This is a genomic window from Arthrobacter sp. NPDC058130 (assembly GCF_042884475.1).
GTDB lineage: Bacteria > Actinomycetota > Actinomycetes > Actinomycetales > Micrococcaceae > Arthrobacter.
Genome location: NZ_JBHVTV010000001.1, coordinates 688,989 through 702,914 on the forward strand (window position 1 = coordinate 688,989; position 13,926 = coordinate 702,914).

15 protein-coding genes are annotated in these 13,926 nt (G+C 66.9%); 10 read left to right on the forward strand and 5 right to left on the reverse strand.

Features of this window, described 5'->3' with window-relative positions:
* Positions 1 to 301 precede the first annotated feature (301 nt).
* From ACFVTM_RS03245 to ACFVTM_RS03260, 4 genes are all read left to right on the forward strand, one after another.
* On the forward strand, positions 302 to 1,720 hold the full coding sequence (locus tag ACFVTM_RS03245; protein WP_390201917.1) for a M23 family metallopeptidase: 1,419 nt from the start codon (positions 302 to 304) through the stop codon (positions 1,718 to 1,720).
* A 164-nt stretch (positions 1,721 to 1,884) separates the two neighbouring features.
* On the forward strand, positions 1,885 to 2,370 hold the full coding sequence (locus ACFVTM_RS03250) for a glutathione peroxidase (protein WP_390201918.1): 486 nt from the start codon (positions 1,885 to 1,887) through the stop codon (positions 2,368 to 2,370).
* A gap of 214 nt (positions 2,371 to 2,584) precedes the next feature.
* Complete coding sequence (fdhA, locus tag ACFVTM_RS03255; protein WP_390201919.1) at positions 2,585 to 3,796, forward strand: formaldehyde dehydrogenase, glutathione-independent; 1,212 nt, start codon at positions 2,585 to 2,587, stop codon at positions 3,794 to 3,796.
* A gap of 238 nt (positions 3,797 to 4,034) precedes the next feature.
* A complete protein-coding gene (locus ACFVTM_RS03260; RefSeq protein ID WP_390201920.1) occupies positions 4,035 to 4,976 on the forward strand; it encodes a phosphodiesterase in 942 nt (313 codons plus the stop codon).
* A gap of 66 nt (positions 4,977 to 5,042) precedes the next feature.
* Here ACFVTM_RS03260 and ACFVTM_RS03265 read toward each other — a convergent pair whose 3' ends face one another.
* A complete protein-coding gene (locus tag ACFVTM_RS03265; RefSeq protein ID WP_390201921.1) occupies positions 5,043 to 6,677 on the reverse strand; it encodes a stealth family protein in 1,635 nt (544 codons plus the stop codon).
* Between the two features lie 132 nt (positions 6,678 to 6,809).
* Positions 6,810 to 7,724, reverse strand: coding sequence for a hypothetical protein (locus tag ACFVTM_RS03270; RefSeq protein WP_390201922.1), 915 nt, complete (start codon positions 7,722 to 7,724; stop codon positions 6,810 to 6,812).
* A gap of 175 nt (positions 7,725 to 7,899) precedes the next feature.
* Between ACFVTM_RS03270 and ACFVTM_RS03275 the strand changes: the two genes are divergently transcribed.
* Together ACFVTM_RS03275 and ACFVTM_RS03280 are read left to right on the forward strand one after the other, a co-directional pair.
* Entirely contained in the window at positions 7,900 to 8,199 is a 300-nt protein-coding gene (locus tag ACFVTM_RS03275; RefSeq protein WP_354350719.1) for a type II toxin-antitoxin system VapB family antitoxin, read from the forward strand.
* Positions 8,192 to 8,872 carry a LytR C-terminal domain-containing protein gene (locus ACFVTM_RS03280; protein WP_390201923.1) on the forward strand — a complete coding sequence of 227 codons (681 nt, stop codon included), beginning with the start codon at positions 8,192 to 8,194 and terminating at the stop codon, positions 8,870 to 8,872. The genes ACFVTM_RS03275 and ACFVTM_RS03280 overlap by 8 nt, the downstream gene beginning before the upstream one ends.
* 48 nt (positions 8,873 to 8,920) lie before the next feature.
* On the opposite strand, the gene ACFVTM_RS03285 is transcribed toward ACFVTM_RS03280, so the two are convergent.
* Complete coding sequence (locus ACFVTM_RS03285) at positions 8,921 to 9,559, reverse strand: TetR/AcrR family transcriptional regulator (RefSeq protein ID WP_390201924.1); 639 nt, start codon at positions 9,557 to 9,559, stop codon at positions 8,921 to 8,923.
* Positions 9,560 to 9,630: 71 nt separating this feature from the next.
* Positions 9,631 to 10,050, reverse strand: coding sequence for a hypothetical protein (locus tag ACFVTM_RS03290; RefSeq protein ID WP_390201925.1), 420 nt, complete (start codon positions 10,048 to 10,050; stop codon positions 9,631 to 9,633).
* Positions 10,051 to 10,182: 132 nt separating this feature from the next.
* On the opposite strand from ACFVTM_RS03290, the gene ACFVTM_RS03295 reads away from it, so the two are divergent.
* Positions 10,183 to 10,866 (forward strand): response regulator transcription factor, encoded by a 684-nt coding sequence (locus ACFVTM_RS03295; RefSeq protein ID WP_390201926.1) that lies wholly within the window; start codon positions 10,183 to 10,185, stop codon positions 10,864 to 10,866.
* Positions 10,863 to 12,266: an ATP-binding protein gene (locus ACFVTM_RS03300; protein WP_390201927.1), complete on the forward strand. Its 1,404-nt coding sequence runs from the start codon at positions 10,863 to 10,865 to the stop codon at positions 12,264 to 12,266. Before ACFVTM_RS03295 ends, ACFVTM_RS03300 begins: the two co-directional genes overlap by 4 nt.
* Positions 12,267 to 12,334: 68 nt before the next feature.
* Here the strand turns inward: ACFVTM_RS03300 and ACFVTM_RS03305 are convergent, their stop codons facing one another.
* Positions 12,335 to 12,751 carry an SRPBCC family protein gene (locus ACFVTM_RS03305; RefSeq protein ID WP_390201928.1) on the reverse strand — a complete coding sequence of 139 codons (417 nt, stop codon included), beginning with the start codon at positions 12,749 to 12,751 and terminating at the stop codon, positions 12,335 to 12,337.
* A 265-nt stretch (positions 12,752 to 13,016) separates the two neighbouring features.
* Here ACFVTM_RS03305 and ACFVTM_RS03310 point away from each other — a divergent pair, with 265 nt between their 5' ends.
* Both ACFVTM_RS03310 and ACFVTM_RS03315 read left to right on the forward strand, forming a co-directional pair.
* Complete coding sequence (locus ACFVTM_RS03310) at positions 13,017 to 13,148, forward strand: hypothetical protein (protein WP_390201929.1); 132 nt, start codon at positions 13,017 to 13,019, stop codon at positions 13,146 to 13,148.
* Positions 13,149 to 13,240: 92 nt separating this feature from the next.
* Positions 13,241 to 13,924 (forward strand): DNA alkylation repair protein, encoded by a 684-nt coding sequence (locus tag ACFVTM_RS03315; RefSeq protein ID WP_390201930.1) that lies wholly within the window; start codon positions 13,241 to 13,243, stop codon positions 13,922 to 13,924.
* Positions 13,925 to 13,926 lie beyond the last annotated feature (2 nt).

Sequence of the window (13,926 nt, forward strand, 5' to 3'; positions counted from 1 at the left end):
CTTACCCGGCTCCTGCATGCTGGACACCTGCAATTCCGGGGAGGACTACTGGGCAGCCGCGCGCTGGCTACTGGGGACATCCGGGGATTGCCGATTGGTACCGCAAAAGGAGCACGCTGACGGTTCACAGACCCCGCAGTCTGTGGTCACATAGGGAGATGGGTCCGCGAAGATTGGGGTCTGGCGGACATAATGCGGGAGTCACATCGTGGGAAAACACTGGGGAAACTCAACGAGTGAGCAGGAAGTCAGGGCACGGACCATTGCCGTGCGCTGCTTATCCGGAGGCCTTTGCCTGTCCTTGGCCGTTCTGGCGTTCGGCGGCTTTCAGGGGCTGAGCGCCCAGGCGCCCTACGGGGCTCCCGCCGTCATCGCCACCGCGACCATCCAGCCGTCCGGGGCCGTGGGACCTGAAACCCTGGACCCTCTGGCCCACTCCGACGCGACCGCTGCGGCGGGGACCCCGGGCAACGTCACCGCGGACGCGCAGGCGCTCCTGGCCTTCAGCAGGACCACGGTGGGCACGGTGAACCGGGAGGGAGTGGGCGCCGAGCTCAATGTGGCCTCGGCGTCCCTGAGCCGGCCCGCGGTCGGTTTCCTCATGGCCCCGCTGGAATCGCTGGTGCCTTCGTCCCCGTTCGGGCTGCGCACCAGCCCCCTGACAGGGGTGGCGGGCGAGTTCCACTGGGGTCAGGACTTCGCGGCGCCCTGCGGCACCCGGGTCTATTCGGCCGACGCCGGTGTGGTCAGGGCCGTCGGGTGGCATCCGTGGGGCGGCGGCAACCGGGTGGAAATCGACCATGGCAACGGTCTCATCACCACGTACAACCATCTGGAAGCGATTGCGGTCCACAAGGGAGACTCCGTGCGGGTGGGGGAGGTCATTGCCCGGGTGGGGTCCACCGGATCTTCCACCGGCTGCCACCTTCATTTCGAAACGATCCTCAACGGATCCCACACAGATCCGCGGGACTGGACCTGGCTCCCGATCAAGCAGGTGGACCAGCTCGGGCCGATAGAAATGACCAGTTACGCGCCCGACGCCGGCAAGGAGACCAACGCGGGCATTGGCTGGGCAATTCCTGTCCGCGAGGACCTGACCCACGTGGTGGCCGGCGGCGTTCAGGAACAGCCTGCCGCGGTGGCCGCCAAGCCGCCCGCAAGTGCCTCCGCCGCAGCCACCGAAGCCGCCGCCAACAAGCCATCGGCCACGGCCAAGCCAACGCCTTCTGCCACCGCCAAGCCGACGCCCTCCGCGACCCCGACGCCGACCGGAACCGCCTCTGCGACCCCGACGCCGACCAAAACCGCGACGCCGACGCCGTCGGCAACTCCACCCGCCACGCCGACCGGAACTGCCGCGCCGACGGGACCCGCCACGCCGACCGGAACTGCCGCGCCGACGGGACCCGCCACGCCGACAGCCACGCCGACAGCGACGCCGTCGCCCTCCGCTACCGCAACGAAGGCCACGACTCCGAAGCCGACACCCACACCGACACCCACACCAACCCCGACGGCAACGGCTTCCGCCAAGCCGGCCCCTCCGGTGGCCGCGGTGCCGTCAGTAACCATGTCCGCGAAGGCAACGGCCTCTGCAACGGCGACAGAGGCTGCCAGCCGGCCGGCCGCCACGAAGAAGACCGCGCCGAAGGCCACTAAGTCGGCGACAACAAAGCCTGCGCCCACGGCAACGCCGACAGCAACGCCGGGCCACTAACCGCCACGAGCTTTCAGGCAGGGCCGCCCGTCCGTGCTGGCGGCCGGGAGCCCGTCCACTTGTTCGTGATGCATACCCATACCGTCACGCCCCGGTGCCGAATAATGGAAGTGACTACTTCCGGACAACTGCTCCGGACCACTGACATCGCGAGGAAGCGCCCCATGACAGATCTGCACTCCATCCCCCTGACCCTCATCGACGGCACCGAGACCGACTTTGGCCGCTTCAAGGGAGAGGTGGTGCTGGTGGTCAACGTGGCGTCCCAGTGCGGTTTCACACCCCAATACGCAGGACTCGAGGCGCTGCACAACAAATTCCATGACCAGGGGTTCGAAGTCCTCGGCGTCCCCTGCAACCAGTTCGCGGGGCAGGAGCCCGGCGCCGACGCCGAGATCGCCGAGTTCTGCCAGCGCAATTTCGGCGTGACCTTTCCCCTGACTGTCAAGGCAAACGTCCGGGGAAAGAACCAGCACCCGCTCTATGCGGAGCTCACCAAGTTCAAGAACGGAATCCTGCCCGGCCTGGTGAAGTGGAACTTTGAAAAGTTCCTCGTGAACCGCGACGGCGAGGTCATCGCCCGCTTTGCGCCCACCGTGGAGCCGGACTCGCCTGAGATCATCGAAGCCGTTGAGGCTGCCCTGAAGTAGGCCCAGCCGACCAGTCCCCGAAGCCACTACCCCTAAGCATGCTGACCGCCTAGACTGGCCGAACCCTCCATCAATCCGGGCAAACCCGCGGCTCAGTCATCCCTGGCGGCCGCCGGTCGGCAGTGCTGCCGAGGTGTCCGTGCGGAGGGCGCATCAAACAACTTCGTCAATCACATCAGGGCCGCGTGAGGCCCGTGAAAGCAGGAGGAATGAGATGACAGGGAACAAAGCCGTTGCCTACAAGGGACCGGGAAAAGTCGAATTGATCGACATTGACTACCCCACCTTTGAACTTAAGGATGGTCCGGGGGTCAACCCCGCCAACGTGGGCCGGCAGGTGCGCCACGGCGCCATCATCAAGACCGTGGCCACGAACATTTGCGGCTCGGACCAGCACATGGTCCGGGGGCGCACCACGGCCCCCACGGACCTTGTGCTTGGGCACGAAATCACCGGCGAAGTAGTGGAAGTGGGCCCGGACGTTGAATTCATCAAGGTGGGGGACATCTGCTCCGTCCCGTTCAACATCGCCTGCGGGCGCTGCAAGAACTGCAAGGAACGCAAGACCGGCATCTGCCTCAACGTCAACCCCGACCGGCCGGGAAGCGCCTACGGGTATGTCGACATGGGCGGCTGGGTGGGCGGCCAGGCCAACTTCGTCCTGGTGCCGTACGCCGACTGGAACCTCCTGAAGTTTCCGGACAAGGACCAGGCCCTCGAAAAAATCATGGACCTGGCCATGCTCTCGGACATCTTCCCGACCGGGTTCCACGGCGCGGTCACTGCGGGCGTCGGCGTCGGCTCCACCGTATATGTCGCAGGCGCAGGACCCGTAGGCCTGGCCGCGGCGACCAGTGCCCAGCTGCTGGGTGCCGCCGTCGTGATTGTCGGGGACATGAACGCAGACCGCCTGGCCCAGGCGCGCAGCTTCGGCTGCGAGACCGTCGACCTGAGCAAGGGCGGCCCGGCGGAGCAAATCGAGCAACTCCTCGGCGTCCCGGAAGTCGAATGCGGCGTTGATGCTGTGGGGTTCGAAGCCAAGGGCCACGGCGCCGGGGCCCATGAAGCCCCGGCCACCGTGCTGAACTCCCTGATGGAAGTGACGGCCGCGGGCGGCGCCTTGGGCATTCCCGGGCTCTACGTCACAGGTGACCCGGGCGGCATAGATGAGGCAGCGCAGAAAGGCTCTCTGTCCCTCAGCCTCGGAACGGGCTGGGCAAAGTCGCTCAGCTTCACCACGGGACAGTGTCCGGTCATGAAGTATAACCGGCAGCTGATGATGGCGATCCTGCACGACAAAGTTCACATCGCCAAGAACGTCAACGCGAAGGCCATTGCCCTCGAAGACGCCCCGAAAGGTTACGCAGAATTCGACGCCGGTGCGGCGACCAAGTACGTGCTCAACCCGAACGGCTACCTCAGCTAGCGGAAGCCCGGCCCGGCGGAGCTGCCCGTCCCCACTGACGTGGGGATTCGCGTAGGGCCGCCGGGCGGCGGCGGCCCGCATATGCCGGCAGGAGCATGTGAGAATCCGCCACCTGTTAACGCCTATTTTTCCAATATGCCTGTCCCAGTTTTAACATTGTTTGCCTATTGTCTGGTTGGATAGTTGTAACTGAGAGGGACGCTGGGAGCACCGCTTCCACCCAACCAAGAAGGCAGCAATGGAGCGCATCGAGGCCGAACACCCCCGGCCACGTCATTTCCTACTTCACCTGAGTGACCCCCATTTGCTGGGGGGTCCGCAACCTTTGCACGGTGTCGTGGACAGCGAAGCCCTGCTCAGGCAACTCTTTGATGAGGTCCACGCCTCAGGTGCCCGCCCCGAAGCCGTGATCTTCACGGGCGACCTGGCTGACCTGGGGGAACCGGAGGCCTACGCCAAGCTTCGCGCGATCGTGGATCCGGCCTGCAAGGCCCTCGGGGCGAAGGTCATCTGGGCGATGGGCAACCACGACGACCGGGCCAATTTCCGGGCCGGGCTCCTGGACCAGGCCGACAATGACGCGCCGGTGGACCACAGCTACTTCGTCAACGGGCTGCGCATCATCACCTTGGACACCTCCGTGCCCGGCTTCCACCATGGCGAATTGAGCCAGGACCAGCTGGACTGGCTCGCGGCCGAGCTGGCCACTCCGGCACCGGACGGGACCATCCTGGCCCTGCACCACCCGCCGGTGCCCTCCGTGCTGGACCTTGCCGTGCTCGTGGAGCTCCGGGGCCAGTCGGCGCTCGCGGGCGTGCTGCGCAACTCCGATGTCCGCGCCATCCTGGGCGGCCACCTGCACTACTCGACCACCGCGACGTTCGCGGGCATCCCCGTGTCCGTAGCCTCAGCCACGTGCTACACCCAGGACCTGAACGTTCCGGTGGGCGGCACCCGCGGCCGCGACGGCGGCCAGGCGTTCAACCTGGTCCACGTCTACGAACACACGATTGTGCACTCCGTGGTGCTGCTAGGCGATACCCCGGAGGTCGGCGAGCTGGTCTCTCCCGAGGAGGTCCGGCGCAGGCTCGCAGCCGCGGGGGTCGTCATTCCGGAGAAGGCCAAGCTGGAGGCGCCGGCCCGGACGCCGGCGCCCCGCCGGTTCACCACGCTGAACTGAGTCACTCGAACTGAGTCTCTCCACGTGCTGAGTCCCGGGGTGGTTCCGTGACTTGGTCACGGAACGTTACTTCTCCCAGGGCGCCTTGATCGGGTAGTACTTCTCCAGGAACCCCGTGACCAGTTCGGCCCGCTCCTCCGCCGGGACCTCCGGGAAGCTGCCGTCGTTGAGGCAGAAGAAGTCCATGTTCCGCTTGGCCAGGAGCTTGGGCAGGTAGTTCAGGCCGGCCCGCGCCGTGGTGTCCACATACTTCACCCTGGCCGCCGTCTGGGTCACGGCCCGGCCTGTGAGCAGCGCGTAGTAGTGGTAGAAGGAGTTGGTCACGGAGATGTTGTCCGCGGCCCGGAACCTGCTCGCGGCGGTCTTGGCGAATTCGGCCGGGAACTCCTGTTCCATCTGTTCCACCACGCTGCGCCGCAGCGGCGCCGCCGTGTGCTCCAGGTGCCGGGTGGTGATGCGGCCGAATCGGTTCCAGAGCAGCTTGCGGTTCATCCTGGCGGCGTTCTCAAAGCCGCTGCGTTCGGCGTCGTTGTCGCCCAACCCGATCCGCGTTTCGGCCTCAATGAACTTCGTGATGCCGCCCGGCGTGAAGAACATGTCCGGCCCGACGGCGCGGCCGAAAAACATGTCGTCATTGGAATACAGGAAGTGCTCGGAGAGCCCCTCGATGTGGTGCAGCTGGCACTCCACGGCCTGCGAATTGTGAGTCGGCAGCACCGAAGGGTCGGCGAAGAACTCCTCGCTGCGGACGATCGTCACGCCCGGGTGGTCCGCGAGCCACGACGGGGTGGGTGAGTCCGTGGCGATGAAGATCCGGCGGATCCACGGCGCAAACATGTAGACCGAGCGCAGGGCGTACTTGAGCTCGTCGATCTGGCGGAAGCGGGCCTCGTGGTCATCGCCTTCGCCCACCACGACGCCGGCCATGCGGGCGCGGCGGGCCGCGATGTACTCCGGGGAGCTGCCGTCAACCCACGAGAACACGAGGTCAATGTCGAAGCTGATGTCGCTGGCATGGTCCGCGAACATGTTCTCGATGGTAGGCCACGTGTGGCCGTAGCGTTCCACCGTGCCGCGCACTGCATCCTGGGCGAGCATGGTGCGGCGGGTCAGGGAGTTCTCGATCGGCAGGATCAGCTGGTCGCCCTCGAAGCTCCAAAGTTCCAACTGCACGCCGGCGGAGGCGCCAAACTCGAAACCGCCCTCCGGCTCCGCCCTGGGCCGGTACAGCCGGAAGATCCGCGCCTGGCGGTTCGGCGAGAGCTCGCCGTCGGCCACCAGCACGGAGGACTTCTTCTTGGCGTCCACGCTCATGGAGTAGAACGGCTCGTCGCGGCACGCCTCCACGAGGGCGTCGCGGAGTTCCTTGCGGTCTTTCCAGTCGACGGCGATAACCGGCCGGTGGTTGTTGCCGCGGACCAGCAGGTAGCCGATGCCGGTCCCGGCCAGGACGGAACGCAGGAACATCAGGTCCTCGACCATGGCCTGGTACGGGGTGCGGTTCTCGTTGATCAGCGCATAGCGGCCGCGGTGGCGGACGACATCGGAGCGGGTCCTGAATCTGGCGACGGCGGCCGCCGACGTGACCTCGGCGTGGGCGTCCTCGGATGCCTGGCTGCCATAATAAATCTCGTCTTGGATCGCTGCTTCGGTGATGTCTGGATCTCCCGTTTCTTTGAGTGCGTTGGCGTCTACTTGCATGATAACGCGGGCCTCAAAATTGTCGCGGGAAACCGGCCGTCGCCCGGCTGTGACGGCGGAATGTGACGTAGGAACGTGACGGCAGAATGCGCCGGCAAATGTGCCAGCAGGACCTGACGGGGGAAACGGGCCTCAGCCGGTGACGACGGCCCGCCAGTGGTGCAGGAAAGCGGCGCCGGCGTCGTCGTGGATCACGTCCTCGCCGAGCCCCAGATCGGCGGCGGTGAGAACCTCATAGGGTTTCACCGGGATGCCGTCCGCGGGCCGGACGTCCACGTGCTTCACGGCGTGGTCGTTGTGGTGCAGCCAGTCGGCCATGGCGTAGTCGGTGCGGGAATCGCCCACCGTGCGCCAGGCCTGCGGCGTGATGCCCTGGGCGGCCAGGAACTCCACCGCCCGGCTCGCGCCCAGGTCCTTGCCCAGCCGCACGGATTCGATGTCGGTGGAGATGATGGTCGGATCGACGCGGAAGTCCACCTGGTCATCCGAATCGGGGACGTGGTGGTCCAGCCGCACCACGCCGAGCCCGTGCCGTGCCATGAGGCCCATGGCGTCGGCGTCGAAGAGTTCCTGCTCGGCCCGGTAGTCCGGGTTGGCGACGGCAATGTGCTGCTCCACGGACACCATGGCCCGCTTGGTTTCGTCGTAGAACATGTGCGCGGAATAGTCCTCGGCCACCAGGCGGCGGACGTCGTCACCGAAGGCCTGCGGGATGGCGAGCTCATGATCCACGTGGACCGGGCCGGGGCCCGCCGCGGTGTAGCTGAACCAGACGGCGCCCTTCTCGCAAATGGCGTGGATGACGGCGTCGGCGGGCATGCCGGCAGCGATCATCGGCTCCATGACCTGCTCGCGGATGAACGCGTCCGACCGGCCGGTGTTGAAGATGACCGGCACGCCAGCGGCGGCCAGCGCCAGGAGGTCCGCGATGATTCCGGGCTGCACATCGCGGGTGACCGGGCTCGCGATCGGACCGTCGACGTCGAGCAGCAGCGCCAGCAGCGGGGCCGACGGCGACAGAACAGGGGCAGTCTCGGGTGAAGTCATACGGCTATTCTGTCAGCCGCCCGGCACCTTTGCGTGAACTGTGCAGAAGATCGCCGGCACGGCGCCGGATGTGACCGGCGGCAGTGGTGTGGCAAATGGTTACCGTTTGGCCACAACCTCACGCCGTCCGTGGACATCGATTCCTTCGGGCGGCCAAGTTCCCTAGGCTGGCAGGGTGATATTCAAAGCTGTGGGCGAGGGACGCCCGTACCCCGACCATGGTTACAGCACGCCCAAGGACTGGGCCGCCCTGCCGCCGCGCCCTGTCCGGCTCGATGAGCTGGTGACCACGAAGCGCACGCTGGACCTTGAAGCCCTGCTGGCCGAGGACTCGACGTTTTTCGGCGATCTGTTTCCGCACGTCGTGGAATACCGCGGCGTCCTCTACCTTGAAGACGGCCTGCACCGGGCCGTCCGCACGGCGCTGCACCAGCGCACCGCAATCCACGCGCGGGTCCTCGTGATAAATGGCTAGGAAGCCGAGAGACATCACCGTCCTGCATGGGCACCGCGTCGTCAGTGGCTCCGAGCTGCGGGCCACGTTCGTGGAGCAGGAAAACACGGAGGACAACCCGGTCCGGCTGCGCCGCAGGATCGTGCACGGCGTTGTCCTGGTGATGCTTGTCGGCCTGCTTGTGGCGGCGATTATTGTGGCCGTTGCCATCATGAACGGCCAGATCAAGCTTCCCGTGGCGGAGCGGAGCAAAGCGGCGGCGGTGTCGGTGTGCCCGGCGGCGACCTATGACTACACGCCGCCGGAGAAGGTCAACGTCAACATCTACAACTCCACGAGCCGGCCGGGCCTGGCGCGGAGCGTGGCCGATCAGCTCGCCGCCCGGAAATTCATTGTCGGTGCCATCGCGAACACGACGTCGAGCTACCGCGGCGTGGCGCTGGTGGTCTCCGGTGCCGCCGGCCAGTCGGCCGCCTTCAGTGTCCAGCGCAATGTGCCCGGTTCGGACTATTTCCAGGACGGCCGCACGGACCCGAGCGTGGACGTCATCATTACCGGCGACTTCAAGGAACTGGCCAAACCGGAACTCGTGGACCAGGCTCCGGGCCGGCTCAGCTGCCCTCGCGAGGACCGGCGCATCGTGGACGACTCGCCGCTGCCCGTAGCGCCGACGGCGACACCCGCCACGGGCTAGTCGCGCACATCCGGCGTTCCGCAGGACTTCGCGTCCGGGAACCGCAGCCTAGCTGCCGGCGCGGACCGGGCGGCCGTCGTCGTCGAACCTGGCCCCTGCTCCCAGCTGGATGAACCGCACCGTCCGGGCGACCCGCGCCTCGGCCTCGGCGTCCTGGCCCGCCCCGTCGCCCCGGGCGGCGCTGGAGGAGAGCGTGCCGTGGATGAGCTGGGCGAGCTGGGCGATGTCCGACTCGGGCAGGTAGCCCTGGGCCATGCCGTCGCGGAGGATTCCCCGCAGGAGCACGCTGAGCTCGCCCACGTGGTCGGCGAGCTTGGCGAACGACGACGGCGAAAGCACCGCCGCCATGGCCGGCCCCGGCGGCAGGTGGCGCCTGCTCAGGTCCTCCACTTGGGCCCGGACATAGACGGCCAGCCGCTCCACCGGGTTCTCCAAGGCCTCGAGCGATTCGCGCAGATCGAGCAGGAACCGCTCCGTCTCGTCCAGGGCATAAGCGATCAGGAGCTCTTCGATGTCCGCGTAGTAGTTGTAGACGGCGGTCCGGCCGATCCGGGCGTGACGTGCGACGTCCGTCATGGTCAGGCCGGGCAGCCCGTGGGTGAAGAGGAGTTCCCCGAACGCGGTCAGGATGCGGCGCTGGGTCTCGGCACGTTGGGCGGCGTTACTCGCGGCCGAAATCCTGGGCATACGGACACTTTAGCGTGATCTGTCACTAAATCAGTGGGGTGGCGGACTGTGACACGGCGGGCGCGGCCGTGTCAGTCATCGCCCCCGGAGTGCTTGTCGTCGCCGGGTTCTGATTTGCCGTGGCCGCCGTGGTCATCGCCGGGTTCGTTAGTGCGGGCGGGCGCCGGCGCCGGGACGATCGCGGGGGCGGCGGTCCGGTTGTCAGTGGTGGGAGGGCTGGTGGGGACGGAAGCGTGGTGGGGCGCATCGTCCCTCGCGGAAGGACTCGGCGAAGGCACCGGGCTTCGGTCCTCGACGGTCGAAGGGCCGGGCGTCGATGCGGGGGAAACGTACGCGGCGCTGGTGGAATTCTGCGGCAGAAGGACGGTATTCGCGGGGGACGACGTCCCGGGCTGCGGGCCGTTCAGGGTTTGCACGTTTACTGCGAGGGCCGCGGATCCGGTGAGGAGGATGCCCGCCGTGGTGAGGACGATGACTGTTTTTGTCTTCATGGCTCAACCCTAGGAACTCAACGGAAAGGACAGGTCTTCGGAAAATCCAAGATCTGTCCAAGTTTGCGCACACGGTCGGCCAAGCCGCGTGGGTTGCCCCGCGAATTGCGTTGGGCAGGAACATAATCAGGTATGCAGATCCTGGTAGTGGAGGATGACGAATCGGTGGCCGCCGGAGTCCTTGAAGGGCTGGGCCGCGCCGGCTTTGGGGCCAGCCACGTTGGGACGGGTGGCCGGGCCCTGGATGTGGTTCGCGCGGACAGTCCGGATTTTGTGCTCCTGGATCTGGGATTGCCGGACATGGACGGAACTGATGTGTGCCGCGCCATTCGCGCACTGACAGCGATCCCGATCATCGTGGTCAGCGCACGGGACGAAGAAATCGACCGGGTGCTGGCGTTGGAACTGGGTGCCGACGATTATCTGGTCAAGCCGTTCGGGATGCGGGAACTCATCGCCAGGATCCGGGCGGTGGCCCGCCGCTCCGACGAACGGCTCCCGGACGGCCGGCCCGGGACGGACCCCAGCAGGAACATCGGCGGCCTGAGCATTGACCAGCGCTCGCGTCGCGTGGTCCTCGACGGCGCCGAGGTTTATCTGACTGCAAAGGAGTTCGAACTCCTGTACTTCCTTGCGGCGGAGCCGGGCGCGGTGTTCGAACGGCGCGAGATCCTTCGCGCCGTGTGGGACGGGGACTGGTACGGCACCACGAAGACCGTGGATGCCCACATAGCCGGGATCCGCAAGAAGCTCGGTGATCCCCGCTGGATCGAGGCGGTCCGGGGCGTCGGGTTCAGGCTCGGGGTGCCTGGATGAGATGGAGGCTGATCGGTGCGTTCATGCTCATCACCTTGCTGGTGGTCCTCGTGCAGGACATTCCGCTAGGGAACTATCTGGTCCGCGTTGAACGTGAGCGCCTCACCACGTCCCTGGAACGCGACGCGTTTCTTCTGGCCGGGAGGGCTGGCGATGCGTTGAGGGCCGGCGGCCCCCTGGCCCCGGAGGTGGCCGCCGACGTGCGTCGATACAGCGAGGCGGGCGGCGCCCGTGTGGTGATCGTCGACGCCGTCGGGACGGCCGTGGCGACTTCGGATGACGATCAGGCCGCCACCGGATCGCCCTACAGCTCACGGCCGGAAATTGCCGCCGCCCTGGCCGGACAGATCAACGCCGGTCAGCGGTATTCCCAGACTCTGGGCCTGGATCTGCTCTACGTCGCGGTCCCCGTCCTCAGCGGTGAGAAGATTTCCGGCGTCGTCCGCCTGACCTACCCTGCCTCAGTGGTGGCCGACCAGGTGAACGGGCAGCTGCGGACCATCTGGACCGTCGCCGGAACCACGGTTTTGCTCGCCGGCATCCTGGCCTACGTCATGGCCGGGGCCGTGACCAGAAGGCTCCAGAGGCTGCGGACCGCCACGGAGCTCCTCGCCGGCGGGAACCTGGACACCCGTACCGATGAAGGGGGTGCGCCCGAACTCAAGGCCCTCGCGGGGTCCTTCAACCGCATGGCAGACCGGCTGAAGGACCTGCTCGAGCAACAACGGGGCTTCGCCTCCGATGCCTCCCACCAGCTCCGCACCCCACTGACGGGGCTGCGGCTGAGGCTCGAGAACGCGGTGGACACGATCCCCACCGACCCGGAAGCGGGCCGAAGCATGGTGGCCGCCTCTCTTGAGGAGACCTACCGGTTACAGCGCATCATCGACGGTCTGCTGTTGCTCAGCAAGGCTGAAGGCAACACCGCCGTCCCTGGCAGCACGGACCTCGTCGCCGTCGCGAAGGCCCGCAAGGAACAATGGGAGGCGCTCGCGGAAGAGACGGGCGTGCGCCTGAGCCTGGACGGCCCGCCGGCAGCGGACGTCCTGGTCCTACCCGGGGCTGCCGAACAGATCATCGACAATTTGATCGACAACGCCCTTGCCGTCGCCCCGCCGGGGTCGCTGATCCGGCTCGTGGTCTCCCACGGGGAGCAGCCAGGCGTCGTCGAGCTGCACATCCTGGACGAGGGGCCGGGCCTGTCCTTGGAGGACTGCCAGCGGGCCTTCAGTCGGTTCTGGCGAGGCACGCAGGGCGGCGAGGGCAGCGGCCTCGGATTGCCCATCGTGCACCAGCTGGCCCGGGCCAGCGGCGCCGATGCTTCGCTGACGCCCAGAACGCCCGGACCCGGGACGGGAACCACCGGCCTGGACGCCTGCGTGACGTTCAGGTCAGCCTAAAATTCACCGGCGGAACCACCTGGCGGCGGAGCGGGCAGGCGGGAGCCGACGGCCGCCGTCGGACGCGGTCATCCGAGGATTTCGGCACGCTGCTTGACAGCCGCCACGAACCCGGCCAGGTCCTCCTCGGCGCCGAAGGGGGAGCGGATGAAGGTCCGCAGCGGACCGCTGATCTCGTCCCTGACCACCAGGAGCGTCATGGCGTCCTGGGGCGTCAAGACAAAGGTGCGCTTGAACGCCCCGAGCCGAGGCGGGATGCCCCAGGTCCAGGTCATGACCCCACCGGGGACCTGTTCAACGCGGAGCCGGACGCTGGTGCCGCCAGCGTGCCGTGTGCGGACCCGGATGGTTCCTCCATTGCGGAGATCGCCCGTAACGTCCGTAATGCCGGACGCCCACACCGCGAAGTTGCCGGCATCGGTGATGATTTCCCAGACGGTGGAGCCCCGGGCGTTGATCAGACTGTGGGCCTCAAGGGGTGCCATGGGCCACAGGCTACCGGGCGCTGGTGAACGTTAGGTGTCGTGTGGCGCCCGGTGGAATTCTCGCTGGGCATGTAACTTCTGCCGCGCCTCCGGAAACTAATGGGGTGAGTGGGCGGCATCAGCCCGCCAGGGGGGCACTTTCTGAGCCCACCCTGCCGGCCGACGGAGGCGCGAGGTACTACTTCATGGGCGTCCGGTTGGCTCGCGAGTTCCAGCCGGCGTACACCAGCTCGGGATCCCCCAGGTTTCGTTGCCCAACGGGGTCATGGAAGCCGCGGTTATCTTTGACCTCGAGAAGCAGCCCGTTTTCGCCTCGCCCGACGCCGCGAAAGCCTGGATGGCCACGGAGCAGTACGCCCAGCTGAAGGCACTGCTGCTGAGCTTGACCTACTCCTGACTTGCTGATCGCCGGGAACCGTCTCCTGATCGCCTTCGGTGGCGGTGCTTCCCACTAGGCTGATTCTCACACGTGTTGGACAGGAGGCTGAGATGGCGGAGACGCTGGCGGAGACGACGGTGGCCGAGGTGATGGCCGAGCTGGCCGCGCTCGAGGACCCCAGGGCACGCGAGGTGAACGGGAAACATGGCGACGACCACGGTGTGAACCTGGGCAAGCTGCGCGCGGTCGCGAAGCGGCTGAAGACCCAGCAGCAACTCGCGCGCCAGCTCTGGGAGACGGATGACACCGCGGCGAGACTGCTTTCGATCCTGATCTGCCGCCCGAAGGCGTTCGATCGTGAGGAGCTGGATGCCATGTTGCGCCAGGCGCGCGCCCCCAAGGTGCACGACTGGCTCGTGAACTACGTGGTGAAGAAGAACCCGCACGCCGAAGCGCTGCGCGTGGCCTGGTCCGCCGACCCGGATCCGGTCGTCGCCAGCGCCGGCTGGGCGCTGACCACCGACCGTGTGGCCAAGGATCCTGAGGGGCTCGACCTCGCAGGACTGCTGGATGCCATCGAGGCGCAGATGAAAGACGCCCCGGATCGCCTGCAGTGGGCGATGAACCACTGCCTGGCGCAGATCGGGATCGAGCACGCCGAGCACCGCGCCCGTGCACTCGGCATCGGTGAGCGCCTGGAGGTGCTCAAGGACTACCCGACGCCCCCGAACTGCACGTCTCCGTTTGCGCCCATCTGGATTACCGAGATGGTGCGCCGCCAGCAGGACACGTAGGA

What these genes read in the sequence shown, in the direction of transcription:
- ACFVTM_RS03250 (WP_390201918.1), top strand. Translation starts at nt 1,885, where the DNA reads ATGACAGATCTGCACTCCATCCCCCTGACCCTCATCGACGGCACCGAG.
- fdhA (WP_390201919.1), top strand. Translation starts at nt 2,585, where the DNA reads ATGACAGGGAACAAAGCCGTTGCCTACAAGGGACCGGGAAAAGTCGAA.
- ACFVTM_RS03260 (WP_390201920.1), top strand. Translation starts at nt 4,035, where the DNA reads ATGGAGCGCATCGAGGCCGAACACCCCCGGCCACGTCATTTCCTACTT.
- ACFVTM_RS03265 (WP_390201921.1), bottom strand. Translation starts at nt 6,677, where the DNA reads ATGCAAGTAGACGCCAACGCACTCAAAGAAACGGGAGATCCAGACATC.
- ACFVTM_RS03270 (WP_390201922.1), bottom strand. Translation starts at nt 7,724, where the DNA reads ATGACTTCACCCGAGACTGCCCCTGTTCTGTCGCCGTCGGCCCCGCTG.
- ACFVTM_RS03280 (WP_390201923.1), top strand. Translation starts at nt 8,192, where the DNA reads ATGGCTAGGAAGCCGAGAGACATCACCGTCCTGCATGGGCACCGCGTC.
- ACFVTM_RS03285 (WP_390201924.1), bottom strand. Translation starts at nt 9,559, where the DNA reads ATGCCCAGGATTTCGGCCGCGAGTAACGCCGCCCAACGTGCCGAGACC.
- ACFVTM_RS03290 (WP_390201925.1), bottom strand. Translation starts at nt 10,050, where the DNA reads ATGAAGACAAAAACAGTCATCGTCCTCACCACGGCGGGCATCCTCCTC.
- ACFVTM_RS03295 (WP_390201926.1), top strand. Translation starts at nt 10,183, where the DNA reads ATGCAGATCCTGGTAGTGGAGGATGACGAATCGGTGGCCGCCGGAGTC.
- ACFVTM_RS03300 (WP_390201927.1), top strand. Translation starts at nt 10,863, where the DNA reads ATGAGATGGAGGCTGATCGGTGCGTTCATGCTCATCACCTTGCTGGTG.
- ACFVTM_RS03305 (WP_390201928.1), bottom strand. Translation starts at nt 12,751, where the DNA reads ATGGCACCCCTTGAGGCCCACAGTCTGATCAACGCCCGGGGCTCCACC.
- ACFVTM_RS03310 (WP_390201929.1), top strand. Translation starts at nt 13,017, where the DNA reads ATGGAAGCCGCGGTTATCTTTGACCTCGAGAAGCAGCCCGTTTTCGCC.
- ACFVTM_RS03315 (WP_390201930.1), top strand. Translation starts at nt 13,241, where the DNA reads ATGGCGGAGACGCTGGCGGAGACGACGGTGGCCGAGGTGATGGCCGAG.